This window comes from Streptomyces sp. NPDC030296 (genome assembly GCF_055572815.1).
The window spans coordinates 184156-199854 of sequence record NZ_JBVICQ010000002.1; the positions used below are offsets into that span (position 1 = coordinate 184156).

13 protein-coding genes and 2 pseudogenes are annotated in these 15699 nt (G+C 71.7%); 10 read left to right on the plus strand and 5 right to left on the minus strand.

Features of this window, described 5'->3' with window-relative positions; genetic code table 11:
• Positions 1-30: 30 nt before the first annotated feature.
• Positions 31-1431, minus strand: coding sequence for an MFS transporter (locus ACZ4Z3_RS04815; protein ID WP_468499682.1), 1401 nt, complete (start codon positions 1429-1431; stop codon positions 31-33).
• 431 nt (positions 1432-1862) lie between these two features.
• Between ACZ4Z3_RS04815 and ACZ4Z3_RS04820 the strand changes: the two are divergent.
• The 10 genes and pseudogenes from ACZ4Z3_RS04820 to fabG all read left to right on the plus strand — a co-directional run bounded on the left by ACZ4Z3_RS04820 (position 1863) and on the right by fabG (position 11936).
• A pseudogene (locus tag ACZ4Z3_RS04820) lies at positions 1863-2698 on the plus strand (2-amino-3,7-dideoxy-D-threo-hept-6-ulosonate synthase).
• On the plus strand, positions 2695-3915 hold the full coding sequence (locus ACZ4Z3_RS04825) for a 3-dehydroquinate synthase II family protein (protein ID WP_468499683.1): 1221 nt from the start codon (positions 2695-2697) through the stop codon (positions 3913-3915). The pseudogene ACZ4Z3_RS04820 and the gene ACZ4Z3_RS04825 overlap by 4 nt, the downstream one beginning before the upstream one ends.
• Before the next feature lie 6 nt (positions 3916-3921).
• The gene (locus ACZ4Z3_RS04830) at positions 3922-5316 is read left to right on the plus strand and encodes a class I adenylate-forming enzyme family protein (RefSeq protein ID WP_468499684.1); all 1395 of its coding nucleotides are present in this window, start codon (positions 3922-3924) and stop codon (positions 5314-5316) included.
• A 68-nt stretch (positions 5317-5384) separates the two neighbouring features.
• Positions 5385-5660, plus strand: a complete 276-nt coding sequence (locus tag ACZ4Z3_RS04835; RefSeq protein ID WP_185093775.1) for an acyl carrier protein — start codon at positions 5385-5387, stop codon at positions 5658-5660.
• On the plus strand, positions 5657-5947 hold the full coding sequence (locus tag ACZ4Z3_RS04840; RefSeq protein ID WP_468499685.1) for an acyl carrier protein: 291 nt from the start codon (positions 5657-5659) through the stop codon (positions 5945-5947). The genes ACZ4Z3_RS04835 and ACZ4Z3_RS04840 overlap by 4 nt, the downstream gene beginning before the upstream one ends.
• Positions 5937-7151 carry a beta-ketoacyl-[acyl-carrier-protein] synthase family protein gene (locus tag ACZ4Z3_RS04845; protein ID WP_468499686.1) on the plus strand — a complete coding sequence of 405 codons (1215 nt, stop codon included), beginning with the start codon at positions 5937-5939 and terminating at the stop codon, positions 7149-7151. The genes ACZ4Z3_RS04840 and ACZ4Z3_RS04845 overlap by 11 nt, the downstream gene beginning before the upstream one ends.
• The gene (locus ACZ4Z3_RS04850; RefSeq protein WP_468499687.1) at positions 7148-7972 is read left to right on the plus strand and encodes a hypothetical protein; all 825 of its coding nucleotides are present in this window, start codon (positions 7148-7150) and stop codon (positions 7970-7972) included. Before ACZ4Z3_RS04845 ends, ACZ4Z3_RS04850 begins: the two co-directional genes overlap by 4 nt.
• Positions 7959-9668: pseudogene (locus tag ACZ4Z3_RS04855) on the plus strand (class I adenylate-forming enzyme family protein); the annotation flags it as partial. The gene ACZ4Z3_RS04850 and the pseudogene ACZ4Z3_RS04855, both read left to right, overlap by 14 nt.
• Before the next feature lie 588 nt (positions 9669-10256).
• A complete protein-coding gene (locus ACZ4Z3_RS04860) occupies positions 10257-11177 on the plus strand; it encodes an NAD-dependent epimerase/dehydratase family protein (RefSeq protein WP_468499688.1) in 921 nt (306 codons plus the stop codon).
• 42 nt (positions 11178-11219) lie between these two features.
• A complete protein-coding gene (gene fabG / locus ACZ4Z3_RS04865) occupies positions 11220-11936 on the plus strand; it encodes a 3-oxoacyl-ACP reductase FabG (protein WP_468499689.1) in 717 nt (238 codons plus the stop codon).
• Positions 11937-12034: 98 nt separating this feature from the next.
• Here fabG and pgi read toward each other — a convergent pair whose 3' ends face one another.
• From pgi to tpiA, 4 genes are all read right to left on the minus strand, one after another.
• Positions 12035-13690 (minus strand): glucose-6-phosphate isomerase, encoded by a 1656-nt coding sequence (gene pgi / locus ACZ4Z3_RS04870; RefSeq protein WP_468499690.1) that lies wholly within the window; start codon positions 13688-13690, stop codon positions 12035-12037.
• A gap of 241 nt (positions 13691-13931) precedes the next feature.
• Positions 13932-14267 (minus strand): RNA polymerase-binding protein RbpA, encoded by a 336-nt coding sequence (locus tag ACZ4Z3_RS04875; protein WP_003957010.1) that lies wholly within the window; start codon positions 14265-14267, stop codon positions 13932-13934.
• A 224-nt stretch (positions 14268-14491) separates the two neighbouring features.
• On the minus strand, positions 14492-14722 hold the full coding sequence (gene secG, locus ACZ4Z3_RS04880; RefSeq protein WP_055514354.1) for a preprotein translocase subunit SecG: 231 nt from the start codon (positions 14720-14722) through the stop codon (positions 14492-14494).
• Between the two features lie 220 nt (positions 14723-14942).
• On the minus strand, positions 14943-15698 hold the full coding sequence (tpiA, locus tag ACZ4Z3_RS04885) for a triose-phosphate isomerase (RefSeq protein ID WP_468500198.1): 756 nt from the start codon (positions 15696-15698) through the stop codon (positions 14943-14945).
• Position 15699 lies beyond the last annotated feature (1 nt).

Here is a 15699-nt window from a genome sequence, read left to right on the forward strand (position 1 = left end):
GGGAACCGCGCGATCAACCACGCATCACCGTCAGACGGAGAAGTGCTCCTCCCGCGTCTCCGGCAGAGCCGCCACGCACGCCAGGCTGACCAGGCACAACCCACCCGTGTAGAAGCCGAGCACCAGCGGCGACGACCACTGGCCGTTCAGCCACGTCGCGACGAGCGGTGCGAACCCGCCCCCGAGCGTGTTGGCGAGGATGAACGCCGCGGACGCCCCGGTGTACCGCAGCCGCGCCGGGAACAGCTCCGCGAGGAACGCCGCCATCGGCGAGAACATCAGCGCGAGCAGCATCAGCCCCACCGCGTACGCACCGGTGATGAGCAGCGCGTTCCGTGAGCTGAGCGAGGCGTACATCGGCACCGCCCACAGCACGGACCCGGTCGCGCCCGTCAGCATGAGGGGCCGCCGCCCGACCCGGTCGGCGAGGCGTGCGACGGGCAGGGTGATCGCGATCCCGGCCGCCGCCCCGATGCTCGCGGCCGTCAGCATCGTGTTCTGCGGGATGCCGAGCGCCTTGGGTCCGTAGGACAGGCTGTAGACGATCGTGAGGTAGTAGACGGCCGAGCCGCCGATCGCCGCCCCGGTGCCGAGCAGCAGCCGGCCTGGGTGCCGGGCGACGAGCGTGCCGAGCGGGAAGCGGGACGCCGGGGAGGGGGCCGGCTCGGCGGGCCGGTCCTCCGTGTCGGCCCAGGTCGGCGTGCGTGTGCCCTCGTCGGTCTCCGCCTTGAACACGGGTGACTCGGCGACCGTCGTGCGCACCCACAGGCCCACCATGACGAGCGCGGCACTGAGCAGGAACGGGATCCGCCAGCCCCAGTCGGCGAAGCCGTCCCGGCCGACGGTGTCGAGGGTGGGGACGATGACGGCGCTGGAGAGCAGGAAGCCGAGCGACGGCCCGATGTTGGGGACGGCCGCGTACAGCGCGCGGCGTCCGGGCGGGGCGTGCTCGGCGGCGAGCAGGACCGCTCCGCCCCATTCGCCGCCCATGCTGACGCCCTGGAGAAGACGGAGCGTCACCAGGAGGACGGGGGCGAGGAGTCCGGCGGTCTCGTAGGTGGGCAGCAGGCCCACGCCGACCGTCGCGACGCCCATCAGCAGCAGGGAGGCGACCAGGGCACGGCGCCGGCCGAGCCGGTCGCCGATCGTGCCGAAGAGGACGACGCCGAGGGGGCGGGAGACGAAGGCCGCGGCGAAGGTGAGGAACGCGGCGAGGGTGGAGACCGTGGCGTTGCCCGAGGGGAAGAAGGCGGGGCCGAGGACGAGCGCGGAGGCGGTGCCGTACACGGCGAAGTCGTAGTACTCGATCGTGGTGCCGATGAGGCTCGCGACGGCGACCTTCGGCGCCGTGGACCGCTGCGGCTCTGACGGTAAGGCGACCTGTCCGCCGCCCCCGGTGTCGGTGACGGTGTTTGCGGGGGATTCGGGCATGGGGGGCTCACTTCCGGTACGCCCGGACATGAATGGTCCGGGCCCGTGGGGGGACGGCCACGCATGTAACACGAACCGGAGTGCGCCTGTCACCCTAGGTCGGGAAAATCGATTTCCACAAGCAAGCCGGAGCTCTGCGGGAATCCCCGCCGGGAAATTGAGCACCCTTTTATTCAGCCAAAACCACCCAGAGCGTACGACCCCTACCACCTCACCACTTGCCGCATAACAACACACGAACACCACTCGGCGAGGGCGTCAACCCTGGGACTACTGTCGATTCGCTGTCAATATTCATGTAAACATCCACATAAAAATTTGCCGACCATCACGCCTTGCCAACGGCCGATCACGCACGGAATGCTGGCCCAGGAAGAACTTTAAAGTTCTACGAACATCGTTTTTCGGCCATGGAGAAGGGCTCTTTACCCATGCTGAAAACTGGCAAGCCATTACGTCTCAGAAGACTTTCCCTCGTCGGCGACGATCGACACTTGCTCATACCGCTCGACCACAGTGTTTCGGACGGTCCGGTCGCTCCTCCGGGGCAATGGGAAGATCTCCTGCGCGCGCTCGTGGCCGGCGGGGCCGATGGAATCATCGTCCACAAAGGGCGGGCCCGAAATCTTTCGTCGGACATCCTCAAGAGCTGCGCGCTCGTGGTGCATCTGAGCGCCAGTACGGCGTGCTCCGCCGATGTCGACGCGAAGGTACTGGTCGGCGATGTCGAGGAGGCGGTGGCCCTGGGCGCGGACGCCGTCAGCGTCCATGTGAACGTCGGCTCCGACACCGAGGGGCGGCAGCTGGCCGACCTGGGAGCGGTGGCGCGTTCCTGCGACACCTGGGGCATGCCGCTGATCGCCATGGTCTATCCGCGCGGGCCCCGGATCGACAACCCGCACGACCCCGCTCTCCTCGCGCACATCGTCAATGTGGCCGCCGCGACCTGGGCGCCGACCTGGTGAAGACGTCCGTCGCCCTGCCGCTCGACCGGATGGCCGAGGTGGTGGCCCACAGCCCCATCCCCGTCCTCGCGGCCGGCGGCCCCCCGGACGGCTCCGATCTGATCGCGTACGGCACCGCCCTCATGGCCGCCGGCTGCCGTGGGCTCGCCGTCGGCCGGCGCGTCTTCTCCTCCCCGTCCCCCGCCGCCCTGGTGTCCCGGCTGGCCGCCGTCGTGCACGCGCAGACGGGGCCACCGGGCGGCATGAGCACGACTGATCCCCATCCCGCCCACTACTCGACGATCGTGGCAGGTGTCGCATGAGATTCGCGTGGATCGATCTCCGTGAAGTCCCCCGTCCCCAGCTCCAGGCGGTGGTGGACGCGGCCGTCCACGCCCGGATGGCCGGAGTGGTCTCCGCGGACGCCGAGCTGCTCGCCACGCTGCCCCCCACCGTCACCCGGGTCCTGGCCGCCGCGGACGGCGCACCGGCCGCCGTGCGGAAGCCGGGCGACAAGGCGGCCGACAAGGGCGGCAAGGACGCGAAAGACGCCGGCGGGAAGGCGTCCGGGGCCACCGCGTCCGCGACCGACGCGGACACCGGGATCGACGTCCTGCTACGGAAGTTCACCACCCAGGAGGAGCTGGACACCCTCGCCGCGGCCCACCGTGCCGCCACCGGCGCGTCCGGCGCTCCCGTCGCCGGATTCGTCGACGTCCGCGACGACCGCACCCTGCGGCTGTCCTGCGCGGGCGCGATGGCCCTGCCGTACACCGTGATCCACTTCGCCGACCCCACGAAGATCCCGCTGGAGATCGTGCTCGCGGCGGCCGAGTCCGCCGAGGGCAAGCTGGTGACCGTGGTCGGCGACCTGGAGGAGGCCGCCATCGTCTTCGACGTCCTCGAACGCGGCTCCGACGGCATCCTCTACGCGCCGCGCTCCGCCGACGAGGTGTTCGCGCTGGCCCGGCTGCTCCAGGCGTCCACCCCGCAGCTGGAGCTGTCGACGCTGACCGTGGAGAGCATCCGGCACGTCGGCCTCGGCGACCGGGTCTGCGTGGACACCTGCTCGCACTTCGAGGAGGACGAGGGCATCCTCGTCGGCTCCTACTCCTCCGGGTTCGTGCTCTGCTGCAGCGAGACCCATCCGCTGCCGTACATGCCGACCAGGCCGTTCCGGGTCAACGCCGGTGCCCTGCACTCGTACACGCTGGGCCCCGACAACCGCACCAGCTACCTCAGCGAGGTCGGCTCCGGCAGCACCCTGCTCGCGGTCGGCGCCGACGGCCGCACCCGGCGGGTCGTGGTGGGCCGCGCCAAGCTGGAGTCACGGCCCCTGCTGGAGATCCGCACCCACGCCGAGGACGGACGGCTGGTCAGCCTGACCGTGCAGGACGACTGGCACGTCCGGGTGCTCGGTCCCGGCGGCAAGGTCCTCAACGTCACCGAACTCCGGGCGGGCGACGAACTGCTCGGCTACCTCGCGCAGGACAAGCGCCACGTGGGCCTGCCCATCGGCGAGTTCTGCAAGGAGGTCTGAGCCCCCATGGGCGAGCTCGTCGACGACGAGGGGATGGGCGCCCTGGTCCAGCGGCTGTTCGACGCGCGGGACGACACCCTCCCCTATCTGACGCACCAGCGGGAGACCGTCCACCGGGGCGAGTTACGGGAGCGCGTGGCCAAGCAGGCCGCCGTGTTCGCCGGGTACGGCATCGGACCGGGCAGCACCGTGGGCCTGCGGACCCCGCCCAGCTTCACCCAGGTCGAGGTGCTGCTCGCGCTGTGGCGGCTGGGCGCCCAGGTGCTGCTGTTCGACTTCCGGCTGAAGCTCGCCGAGGTGAGCGCGCTCGGCGAGGTCTGCCGCCCGCAGTTCATGGTCGGCGCCGGGTCGAACGTCCGGGCGACCTTCGGGTTCCGGCCCGAGTACGAGGTCACCACCGAGATCCGCAGGGGCGGGCGACCCGCCGGCACCGGGCACCGGCTGGTCCAGTTCAGCTCGGGCTCCACCGGGCGGCCCAAGGTGATCGGCCGGACCGTACGGTCGCTGGCCGCCGAGGTCGCGGCGTTCGGCCAGGTCCCCGGCATGCCCGGCCAGGGCGACCGGCTGCTGCTGCTCAGCTCGACCGCGCACAGCTTCGGCCTCATCGGCGGGCTGCTGCACTCCCTGGCCACCGGCGTCCGCGTGGTGTTCACCCCGCGCGTCTCGGCCCGTGACATCCTCCGGACCGCCGTGGAGCACCGTGTCACCGCCCTGTTCGGGGTGCCGATGCACTACGAGCTGCTCGCCGCCGCCCTCGACGCCCCCGTCCTGCCCGACCTGCGGACCGCCGTGTCCGGCGGGGAGCTGATGCCGCCCGAGGCCGCTGCGAGGTTCGCCGAGCGGTACGGCGTGGAGGTCGGCGAGGCGTACGGCACCACCGAGACCGGGATCGTCGCCATCGACGTCGCCGGGCGGCTGCGGCCCTCCGTCGGGCGGCCCGCGCCGGGCGTGGTGGTCCGCGTGCACAAGGGCGAACTGGACGTGGCGCTCGACGAGTCCCCGTACCTGTACGACACGGGCGGCACCCAGTACGCGGACGGCTGGCTGCACACCCGGGACCGGGCCACCGTCGGCGCCGACGGGGCGGTCACCGTGGGCGGCCGTGCCGACTCCCTGGTCGTGGTCGGCGGCCTGAAGGTCGACCTCACCGAGGTCGAGCACGTCCTGCGCCGGCACCCGGCGGTCGAACAGGCGGTCGTCGTCCACGAGGACGTCACCGAGGCGTACGTGGCGGTCGCCGACGGGGCGGACAGCCCGTCGCCGGCGGAGCTGCTGCGCTGGTGCCGGGAACGGCTGGCCGACTACAAGCTGCCCCGCGTGATCCGGCTGCTCGACGACCTGCCCCGCACCTCCAACGGAAAGCTCGTCCGCCAGGCGGCCACGCTGCGCTCCGCGGGGTGAACAGGCCACGGCGGCCGTCCGCCGTCACTTGCATCGGTCACTGAAATCAGTCACTGGAGATTCTGATCATGAGTACGTCCACGTTGGAAGACGAGATCCGCGAGTTCGTCCTGACCTCGGTCATCGACGAGATGAACATCCTGACGAGCCGCGACGGCATCACGGACGACAGCCCGGTGACGGTCGGCGGGCTGGAGGTGGACTCGCTGAGTCTGATCGAGCTGACGCTGCGGCTGGAGTCGCGGTTCGGCGTGGAGATCCCGGACACCGACATCGAACCGCTGGCCTCCCTCACCCTCGGCGGGCTCGTCGCCGAGGTCGTCCGACGCGGTGCCACGGCATGAGCGCGGAAGCCTCCGCGCCGGCCGCCCTCACCACCGACACCGTCCGGGCACTGCTGGCGGACCGGAAGATCTTCCCCGGTGTGCCCGAGGACCTCGACGAGGACGCCGAACTCGTCCTGGACTCCCTGGGGCTGGTGTGGCTGCTGCATGTGGTGGAGGAACGGTACGGCCTGGTCGTGGAACCCGGCGACGACGACATCTCCCAGCTGACCTCGCTCCGCCGGCTCACCGAGTTCCTGCGGACGGCGGAGCGGGCGGCGGACGGGGGTGAGCACCGTGACCGGTGAGGTGACGGTGACCGGCTTCGGCATCCGTACGGCGTTCGGCACGGGAGCGGACGCCCTGCGGCGCGGGGTGTTCGCGGGCGTCCCCTCGTTCGCGCCGACCACCCGGTTCGACACCGGCCCGTACCGCACGCCGATGGCCGGCGTCGCCCCGGACGGGCCCGACGCCGTCGAGGGCTGGGCCCTGCGCCACGCCCTCGCCCGCTGCGGGACGGAGGCCCTCGACATGGCGGGCCTCCCCCAGGGCGCCGAGGCCGCGGTCCTGCTGGGCATCGCCGGTGACTGCACGAGCATCACCCGCCACTGGCGGGACGCGGCGCGCCCCGGGGCCGACTCCGATCGCGCCCACGGCTCCGTGGGCATGGGGGACCCGCTCCGCGCGCGGCTCGCCGACGCCGTCCCGGCCCGTCTCGCCGAGTCGCTGGCGGGCGAACTGGGGCTGACGGGGCCCCGGTTGACGTTCACCAACGCCTGTGTGGCGTCGGCGGCCGCGATCATCCACGGCTGCCGGCTGATCTCGTCCGGCCGGATCGACGCGGCGGTGTGCGCCGGCGGCTATCTGGTGGAGGAGGAGACGTTCGGGAAGTTCGACTCGGGCCGGGCGCTGTCCCGTGACGGCATGGTGCGCCCGTTCAGCGCGGACCGCACGGGCCTGCTGCTCGGCGACGGGGTCGCGGCCGTCGTGCTGGAGTCGGCCGAGCACGCCCGGCGGCGCGGCGCCCGGCCGCTGGCGGGCGTGGTCGGCTGGGGCGCGGCCACCGACGCCCACCACATCGCGCAGCCGCACCCGGAGGGCGTGGGCCTCGCCCTCGCCGCCCGGCAGGCGCTGCGGATGGCCGGCGACCCGGACGGCGCGGACCTCGGTTACGTCAACGCGCACGGCACCGGCACCAAGTACAACGACGGCGCCGAGACCCGGGGTCTGCGGGCCGCCCTGCCGAAGCGGGCCGAGTCGGTGCCGGTCAGCTCCACCAAGAGCACCACCGGGCATCTGCTGGAGGCCGCGGGGGTCGTGGAGTTCGTCATCACCATGCTGGCCCTGACGGACGGGGTCCTCCCGCCGACCGCGGGGTTCACCGCGCCGGACCCGGAGTGCGACCTCGACTACGTGCCGAACGAACCCCGTCCCGCCGACCTCCGCCGCGCCCTCACCATCAACGCCGCGTTCGGCGGCGCCAACACCGCGCTCGTCCTGGAGCGGCCGTGACGACCACAGAGAAGGCGGCGCTCCGCTCGCCCCTCGCCGTGCTCACGTGCGCCACCGCGACCCACGGCACCGGCCGTGACGGCGACATCGCGCTGCCGCGGCTGCCCGGCTTCGTGGAGTCGGCGTTCAGTCCGCTGGCGTACGAGGTGGCCGCCCGGTGCCTGACCGCGTGCCCGGGCGACGGGTCCCGTACGGCGGTGGCGCTGGCGAGCCTGATGGGGGACACCACCACCGCGGACCTGGCCAGTACCCGGATGGTGTCGGGGCGGGTGCACAACCCGCTGCTGTTCATGCAGGCCACGCCCAACTCCGTGCTGGGGCACCTGAGCCGGGAGTTCGAGATCACCGGGCAGATGTTCAGCCTCTCCACCCTGGACGACCCGGTCACCGAACTGCTGGCCATGGCGGACCTGCTGCTGGAGGACCCGGAGCTGGACCGGGTCCTGGTGCTGGGCGTGGAACTGGGCGGCGGTGAACGGGTGGCCGCCGTGCACCGCGAGCTGACCGCCGACGACGGCCGCCCGGTTCCGGACCTGCCCGGGTCGGCCGGTCTGGCCGCGGCGCTGCTGCTGGCCCGGCCCGGCCCCGAGGCGCCGGTGACGGTCCGCGCGACGGACGCGGACGACATCGGGTGTCCTCCGGCGGCCGACCATCACGGCAGCGTCCAGGGCCTGTTCGACCTGGCCGCCGCGCACCGCCGGCTGCTGCGGGACGGGGGCAGCCAGATCCTGGCGGCGGCCGGCCCGGCGGCAGCGGCGTTCCTCCTCAGTTCCGAACGGCTCCCGGAGAGAAACGAGACGGACACCCATGCTCATCAGTAGGCAGGAGCGGGCGCGGATCTGCTCCGACAGCGAACTCGGCGCCGGCAACGTCCTGTACCGGCTGAAGGAGTACGACCGCGCCCTCGACGAGCCCGTCCTGCGGTTCGACGGCACCTGGCGGGCCCCGGACGGCAGCCACCCGGAGGTGCTGACGCTCGGGCAGCTCTACGAGGTGGTCGAGGCGTACGCGGGCTGGTACGCGGCCCGAGGTGTGCGGCCCCGTGACCCGGTCGCGATCCACTCGTACGCGGCGGCCGAGTTCGCGGTGAACTTCCTGGCGCTCACGGCGCTCGGCGCGATCCCCTCGTTCGTCAACGGCAATCTGTCGCCGGAGATCGCCCGCGAGTACGTCCGCCGGCAGGGAGTCGTGGGCACCTTCACCGACGAGGCGCACCACGAGGTGCTGGCCGGGACGCCCGGCCTCGGCTTCTGTGCGACCGCCGCCGGGATCCGGCCGGAGGACCGGGAGTCGCTCCCGGCGTCGTACCCCTACCGGCACGACCCCAGCGACCCGGTGCTGATCTCCCACTCGTCGGGCACCACGGGCCTGCCCAAGGGGGTGCCGCACACCCACCGGACCCTGATGTACGCGCAGCTGCACCGGCTGCGCTACTCCACCGGTACCGACATGGAGCGCACACTGGTCGGTCTGCCCGGCGCGCACAACGCGATGGTGGCGACGCTGATGTACTGCCTGCTGCTGCGCACCGACATCAAGCTGCTGTCCAGTCAGCGCGGAACGGACGTGCTCGACGCCATCGAGGAGTTCCGTCCGACGACGGTGCTGGCGTTCGCCGGGACGTTCGGCGAGATGGCGGTCCAGGATCTGGCGGCGCGTGATCTGGCGAGCGTGCAGGTGTGGTTCAACACCGGGGACGCGGCGCACGAGGCGCACATCCGGGCGCTCGTGCGGCACGGCAGCCATGTCGAGATCCGCCGGGATCTGAGCCGTGCGCGGGTCGACGGGTCGGTGTTCGTGGACGGGCTCGGCTCGTCGGAGGCCGGCTACTCGGTCTTCCACAACCGGCACACCAAGGACACCTCGGCGTACTCGCGCTGTGTGGGCAAGCCGATCAGCTTCGCGGAGGCCGCCGTGCTCGCCGAGGACGGCACCCCGCTGCCGCCCGGGCAGATCGGCCGCCTGGGTCTCAAGTCGCCGACGCTGACGCCGGGTTACTGGAACGACTCGCTGACCTGGAACCGGATGCGGCTCGGCGGCTACTGGCTCACCGGCGACCTCGCCCATCAGGACGAGGAGGGCAACTTCTACCACCTGGACCGGGCCCCGGACGCCATCCGCACCGCCGCCGGCATCGTCTTCAGCACCCGCACCGAGGAGTTGCTGCTGGCGGAGGTCCCCGGGCTCGCCGACTGCACGGTGGTCGGGGTCGCCCCGGACGGCGTACGGGCGGACTGGGACGGCGACGGGGAGGCAGAGGCGTACGCGCTGCTCCAGCTCGCCGACGAGGGCGCGGCCGAGGACGGCGGAGTGGGCGACGGCGGCGGCGAGGGCGACTCGGGCGACGAGAAATGGACCGCGCGTGTCAACTCCGTGCTGACGGCGGCCGGTCTCCCGCCGGTGACGCGGGCCCTGCGGATGAGGCCGGACGACGTGGCCAAGGGCGCCACCGGCAAGGTTCTGAAACGAGTGATGCGCGACAGGTTCGCCGCCGGTCCGGCCGCCGTTGCCGCCGCACCGGCCGACCGATGTCGCCGGGGAGCACGCATGAGCACGCACACAGGTGGCGACACCGTCAACCACCGGGCCGCGACCGTGGAGGCGTACCGGCTGTGGTGGCAGCACGACGCCCACTGGTACCAGGGGGTGGCGGCCAGATTCGGGCAGGAGGCGGCGAACGAGATCAACGCCGAGGCGCTGCGCAAGGTGGCCCTGCACGTCGGACAGCGCGTCGCCCGCCTCGCGGGGCCGCTTCCCGACTCCGGTGACGCCCGCAAGGACCTGGAGGAGCTGCGCCGCCGCTACGACGACTGCGGCGACCGGATGTTCCCGCCCGAGCTGCGCAACGCCTCCACCGAGGTCGAGGCCGACGATCTGATCGTCCTCACGCTGAAGCGGAACTTCGCGATCACCATGGTCCGCATGGCGGGTTCCCTGGAGGGTTACCGCTGCCCCTGCACCGCCGTCCACGCGGGCTGGTCCGAAGGGCTCGGCGTGACCCTGGCCGAGAACCGCGCCGAGAGTTGTCTGCGCGAGGGCGACAAGGCGTGCCGTCTGCTGATGCGGGTCGCCGCGCCGGCCCCGGCCGGAACGGAGGGCTGAGGCATGCGGATCCTTGTCGCCGGGGCCACCGGAGTGGTCGGGCGCCCCCTGGTGGGCGCGCTGCGGGAACGCGGCCACGAGGTGAGCGCACTCGTCCGGAAGGGGGCCCGCGACCGGGCTCCCGACGCGGACGGGGTGGTGGTCGCCGACGCCCTCGACCGTGCGGCGCTGCTGTCGGCGGTGTCGGCGGCCCGGCCCGAGGTGATCGTCCATCAGATGTCGGCCCTGCGGCTGCTGCGCGACGACCCTGCGGCGGCCTTCGCGCAGACGGCGCGGCTGCGCACCGAGGGCACCGCGAACCTGATCGCGGCGGCCCGCGCCGCCGGTGCGCGCCGGCTGGTCGCCCAGTCCATCGCGTTCGCCGCCGCGCCCGCCGGGGAGCCGGTCCTCGACGAGGACACCCCGCTGTACGTGGACGCCCCCGACCCCGGCTGGGCGGCGACCGTAGGGGCGGTCGCCGAGCTGGAACGGCAGGTGCTGGGCGCCGGCCTGGAGGGGGTGGTGCTGCGGTACGGCACCCTGTACGGCCCCCGCACCGCGTACGCCCCTACCGGTGGCACCGCGCAGGCCGTGCTGGCCGGTCGGCTGCCGTTGCCCGGCGGTGGCTCCGGGATCATGTCGTTCCTGCATGTGGAGGACGCCGTGGGGGCGGCCGTGGTGGCCGTCGAGGCGGACGCGACCGGCGTGTTCCATGTGACGGACGACGACCCGGCCCCGGCCGCGCAGTGGCTCCCCCACTTCGCGCGGGCGCTCGCCGCGCCCTCTCCCGGTACGGTTCCGGCGGCCCTGGCGCCCCGGCTGCTCGGCTGGTTCATGGCGCACCAGCTGACCTCCGCCCACGGTGCGGCCAACGACCGGGCGCGGGCGCGGCTGGGCTGGAAGCCGGCGCGGCCGAGCTGGCGCGACGGGCTGGGCCGGGAATGACCGGTCGACGATCGGAACCAGTGAGCAGAGAGGGAGCGCACGATGACAGGGACGGCGGCCCGTTCGGTCCTCGTCACCGGGGGGAACCGGGGCATCGGTCTGGCCATAGCCCGGCGTTTCGTCACGGCCGGCGACCGGGTCACGGTCACCTACCGGGGTGAGGAGCCCCCCGCCGGCGAGGACGTCCTCGCCGTCCGGTGCGACGTCACGGACGGCGAGCAGGTCGATCAGGCGTTCAAGGAGGCCGAGGCGGCCCACGGTGAGGTGTCCGTGCTGGTCGCCAACGCGGGCTTCACCCAGGACCGGCTGCTGCTGCGGATGACCGAGGACGACTTCACCTCCGTCGTCGACACCAACCTCACCGGGGCCTTCCGGGTCGCGCGGCGGGCGGTGCGCGGGATGCTCCGCGCCGGGCACGGCCGTATCGTCCTGATCTCCTCCACGGCCGCCCTGCACGGCGCCCCCGGCCAGACCAACTACGCGGCGGCCAAGGCGGGCCTCGTCGGCTTCGCCCGCGCCCTCACCCAGGAGCTGGGCGCCCGCGACATCACCTGCAATGTCGTCGCCCCCGGCCTCACCGAGACCGACATGAGCCGCGCCCTCACCCCGGAGCAACGCCGTGAACTGCTGCGCACCACCCCGGCGGGGCGGCTGGGCCGGCCCGAGGAGGTCGCCGACGCGGTGGCGTTCCTGGCCGACGCCGGCTATGTGCGCGGCGCCGTGATCCCGGTGGACGGAGGCGCCGGCCTGGGGCACTGAGGCCGGTCACCGCAGCCGGGCCCGGGCGCTGAGCCCGGCGGACCCGAGAGCAGGGTGGGGAGGGGCTCGGAGTGCCTCCCCCCTCCCCACCCGATCCACTACCGGCGGCCGCGCAGCTCCCGGTACTTGGCGACCAGGGCACGCGTGGACGCGTCCAGACCCGGCACCTCGGCGCCCTCGGTCAGTGCGGGCTCCACCCGCTTGGCGAGGACCTTGCCCAGCTCGACGCCCCACTGGTCGAAGGAGTCGATGTTCCAGACGGCGCCCTGGACGAACACCTTGTGCTCGTACAGCGCGATCAGCTGGCCGAGGACCGACGGAGTCAGCTCCTTCGCAAGGATCGTGGTCGTGGGGTGGTTGCCCTTGAACGTCTTGTGCGGCACCAGGTCCTCGGCCACGCCCTCGGCCCGCACCTCGTCCGGGGTCTTGCCGAAGGCCAGTGCCTGCGTCTGGGCGAAGAAGTTCGCCATCAGCAGGTCGTGCTGGGCCCTGAACCGCTCACCGAGGTCGGCGACCGGCTCGGCGAAGCCGATGAAGTCCGCCGGGATCAACTTCGTGCCCTGGTGGATCAGCTGGTAGTAGGCGTGCTGCCCGTTCGTCCCGGGCGTGCCCCACACCACCGGCCCCGTCTGCCACTCGACCTCCTGGCCGTCACGGTCCACGTACTTGCCGTTGGACTCCATGTCCAGCTGCTGGAGGTACGCCGTGAACTTGGACAGGTAGTGGCTGTACGGCAGGACCGCGTGGGACTGGGCGTCGTGGAAGTTGCCGTACCAGATGCCGAGGAGGCCCAGCAGGAGTGGCACATTGGACTCGGCGGGCGCGGTGCGGAAGTGCTCGTCGACGATCCGGAAGCCGTCGAGCATCTCCCGGAAGCGGTCCGGACCGATCGCGATCATCAGCGACAGACCGATCGCCGAGTCGTACGAGTAGCGGCCGCCGACCCAGTCCCAGAACTCGAACATGTTGGCGGTGTCGATACCGAAGTCCGACACCTTCCCGGCGTTCGTCGAGAGGGCGACGAAGTGCTTGGCGACGGCATCGGGGCCCGCCTTCAGCTCGGTCAGCAGCCAGTCGCGGGCGGAGGTCGCGTTGGTGATCGTCTCGATCGTGGTGAACGTCTTCGAGGCGATGACGAACAGCGTCTCCGCCGCGTCCAGGTCCCGTACGGCCTCGTGCAGGTCGGCCCCGTCGACGTTCGACACGAAGCGGACGACCAGATCGCGGTCGGTGTAGGAGCGCAGCACCTCGTACGCCATGGCCGGGCCCAGGTCGGAGCCGCCGATACCGACGTTGACGATGTTCTTGATGCGCCTGCCGGTGTGTCCGGTCCACTCACCGGAGCGGATCCTCTCGGCGAAGCCGGCCATCTTGTCCAGGACGGCGTGCACGGCCGGCACCACGTTCTCGCCGTCGACCTCGATCACCGCGTCACGCGGGGCGCGCAGCGCGGTGTGCAGGACGGCGCGGTCCTCGGTGGTGTTGATCTTCTCGCCGCGGAACATGGCGTCCCGCAGTCCGAACACGTCGGTCGCGGCGGCCAGCTCCCGCAGCAGCCGCAGTGTCTCGTCGGTGACCAGGTGCTTGGAGTAGTCGACGTGCAGATCGCCGACCTCCAGCGTGTACCCGGTGCCGCGCCCGGGGTCGGCCGCGAACAGCTCCCGCAGCTGTACGTCGCCCAGCTGCTGCCGGTGCTCGGCCAGCGCCGTCCACTCGGGCGTCTGGTTGAGCCTGGTACGGCTTTCTGCGTTCATCTCGGACTTCAGCCTTCTTTCCTACTGGTCCTGCGTACCTTGCCCCGCTGCCGGTCCCAACCTAATTGATCACGAGACGACACGAGCGGTCGTCCCGCCGTGGTCCGGCTCGACAACAGATACGTCGGTCGTGCGCACCGGTGTCAGCGTGTCGAGGGACAGGAGGCGAACAGGTGGGAAAGCGGCGCCCCGCGAACGACTACGGCCGGACACCCTGAGGTGCCCGGCCGGCCGCACTTTCCTAGATCTCGCCCCGCAGTTTGGCGAGCGCCTCGGCGAGGATCGCCTCGCCGTCCGCGTCGCTGCGTCGCTCCCGCACATAGGCGAGGTGCGTCTTGTAGGGCTCGGTGCGCGGTGGGTCCGGCGGGTTGTCCCGGTCCTGTCCGGCCGGGAAGCCGCAGCGCGGGCAGTCCCAGGTGTCGGGGACCTGCGCGTCGCTTGCGAAGCTCGGCTGGGTCTCGTGTCCGTTGGAGCACCAGAAGGAGATGCGAAGCCGGGGTGCGGACTCGCCGCGCTCGGCTTCGCCCATCGGCCCCGCCCCGACCCGGCTTCCTCGGATCGCGTTGCCACTTGCCACGGTCGTAACTCCCTGCGTGATGGTGCGGCGAAGCGAGTCGGCGTTTCGCTTCGCTGCGAGCGCCTCAGTCTACGTAAGGCCCAACGCGCGTCCAGTGATTGGAGTTACATCCCATCCCAGACGCGAGCCCCATGATAGGCCGCGCTCGAAGTCGCGTACCCAGCATGGGGCTTTACGTGCGGATCGGTGCGTCCGTGACGCGTTGTCCTACGCGGACCCGAGGGTCAGTTGTTGACCTTCATGAGGATGCCGAGTACGACAATGCACGCGAACCACAGCAGACCGACCACCACGGTGATCCGGTCGAGGTTGCGCTCGGCGACCGAGGAGCCGCCGACGGACGACTGCATGCCGCCACCGAACATGTCGGAGAGGCCGCCGCCCTTGCCCTTGTGCATCAGCACCAGCAGCATCAGCAACCCGCTGAAGACGATCAGGGCGATCGAGAACCCCATAACCACGGCTGGACCAACTTCCTCGGATCTGGATGGACGACAGGGGCATGGCGGCTGCGCCATGCCCCCGCAAGACTACGACGTTACGCCGCTAGCGCCTACTCACCTTTCCCTGATCGCCGTCGGGACGCTCTGATCCGGTGTCGGGAGGCCGACCGTGCTCAGCCCTGCGGGCATCCGCGCGCGCTCGCCCTCCCGACACCGGCCGCCTCCCGACGGCTCACTGGTCACGGAAGCGCACGATCTTGACGAACTCGTCCGCGTCCAGGGAGGCGCCGCCGACGAGGGCACCGTCGATGTCGGCCTGGGCCATGATCTCGGCGACGTTGCCGGCCTTGACGGAGCCGCCGTACTGGATGCGGACCTGGTCGGCCAGTTCCTGGCTGTACAGCTCGGCCAGCTTGGCACGGATGGCCGCGCAGACCTCCTGGGCGTCCTCGGCGCCGCAGACCTTGCCGGTGCCGATGGCCCACACGGGCTCGTAGGCGATGACGACGGTCTCGGCGTGCTCGGCGGGGACGTCCTTCAGGCCGCCCTCGACCTGGGCGAGGGTGTGGGAGACGTGGTTGCCCGCCTCGCGGACCTCCAGCTCCTCACCGACGCAGAGGATCGGGGTGAGGCCGTGCTTGAAGGCCGCCTTGACCTTGGCGTTGACGATCTCGTCGGTCTCGTCGTGGTACTGGCGGCGCTCGGAGTGGCCGACCGCCACGAAGGTGCACTTGAGCTTGGCCAGCATCGGGCCGGAGATCTCGCCGGTGTAGGCGCCGGAGTCGTGGGCCGACAGGTCCTGGGCACCGTACTTGATCTTGAGCTTGTCGCCGTCGACGAGGGTCTGCACGGACCGCAGGTCGGTGAAGGGGGGCAGGACCGCGACCTCGCAGGCCTCGTAGTCCTTGTCGGCCAGGGCGAAGGCGAGCTTCTGGACGTGGGCGATGGCCTCGAGGTGGTTGAGGTTCATCTTCCAGTTGCCCGCCATC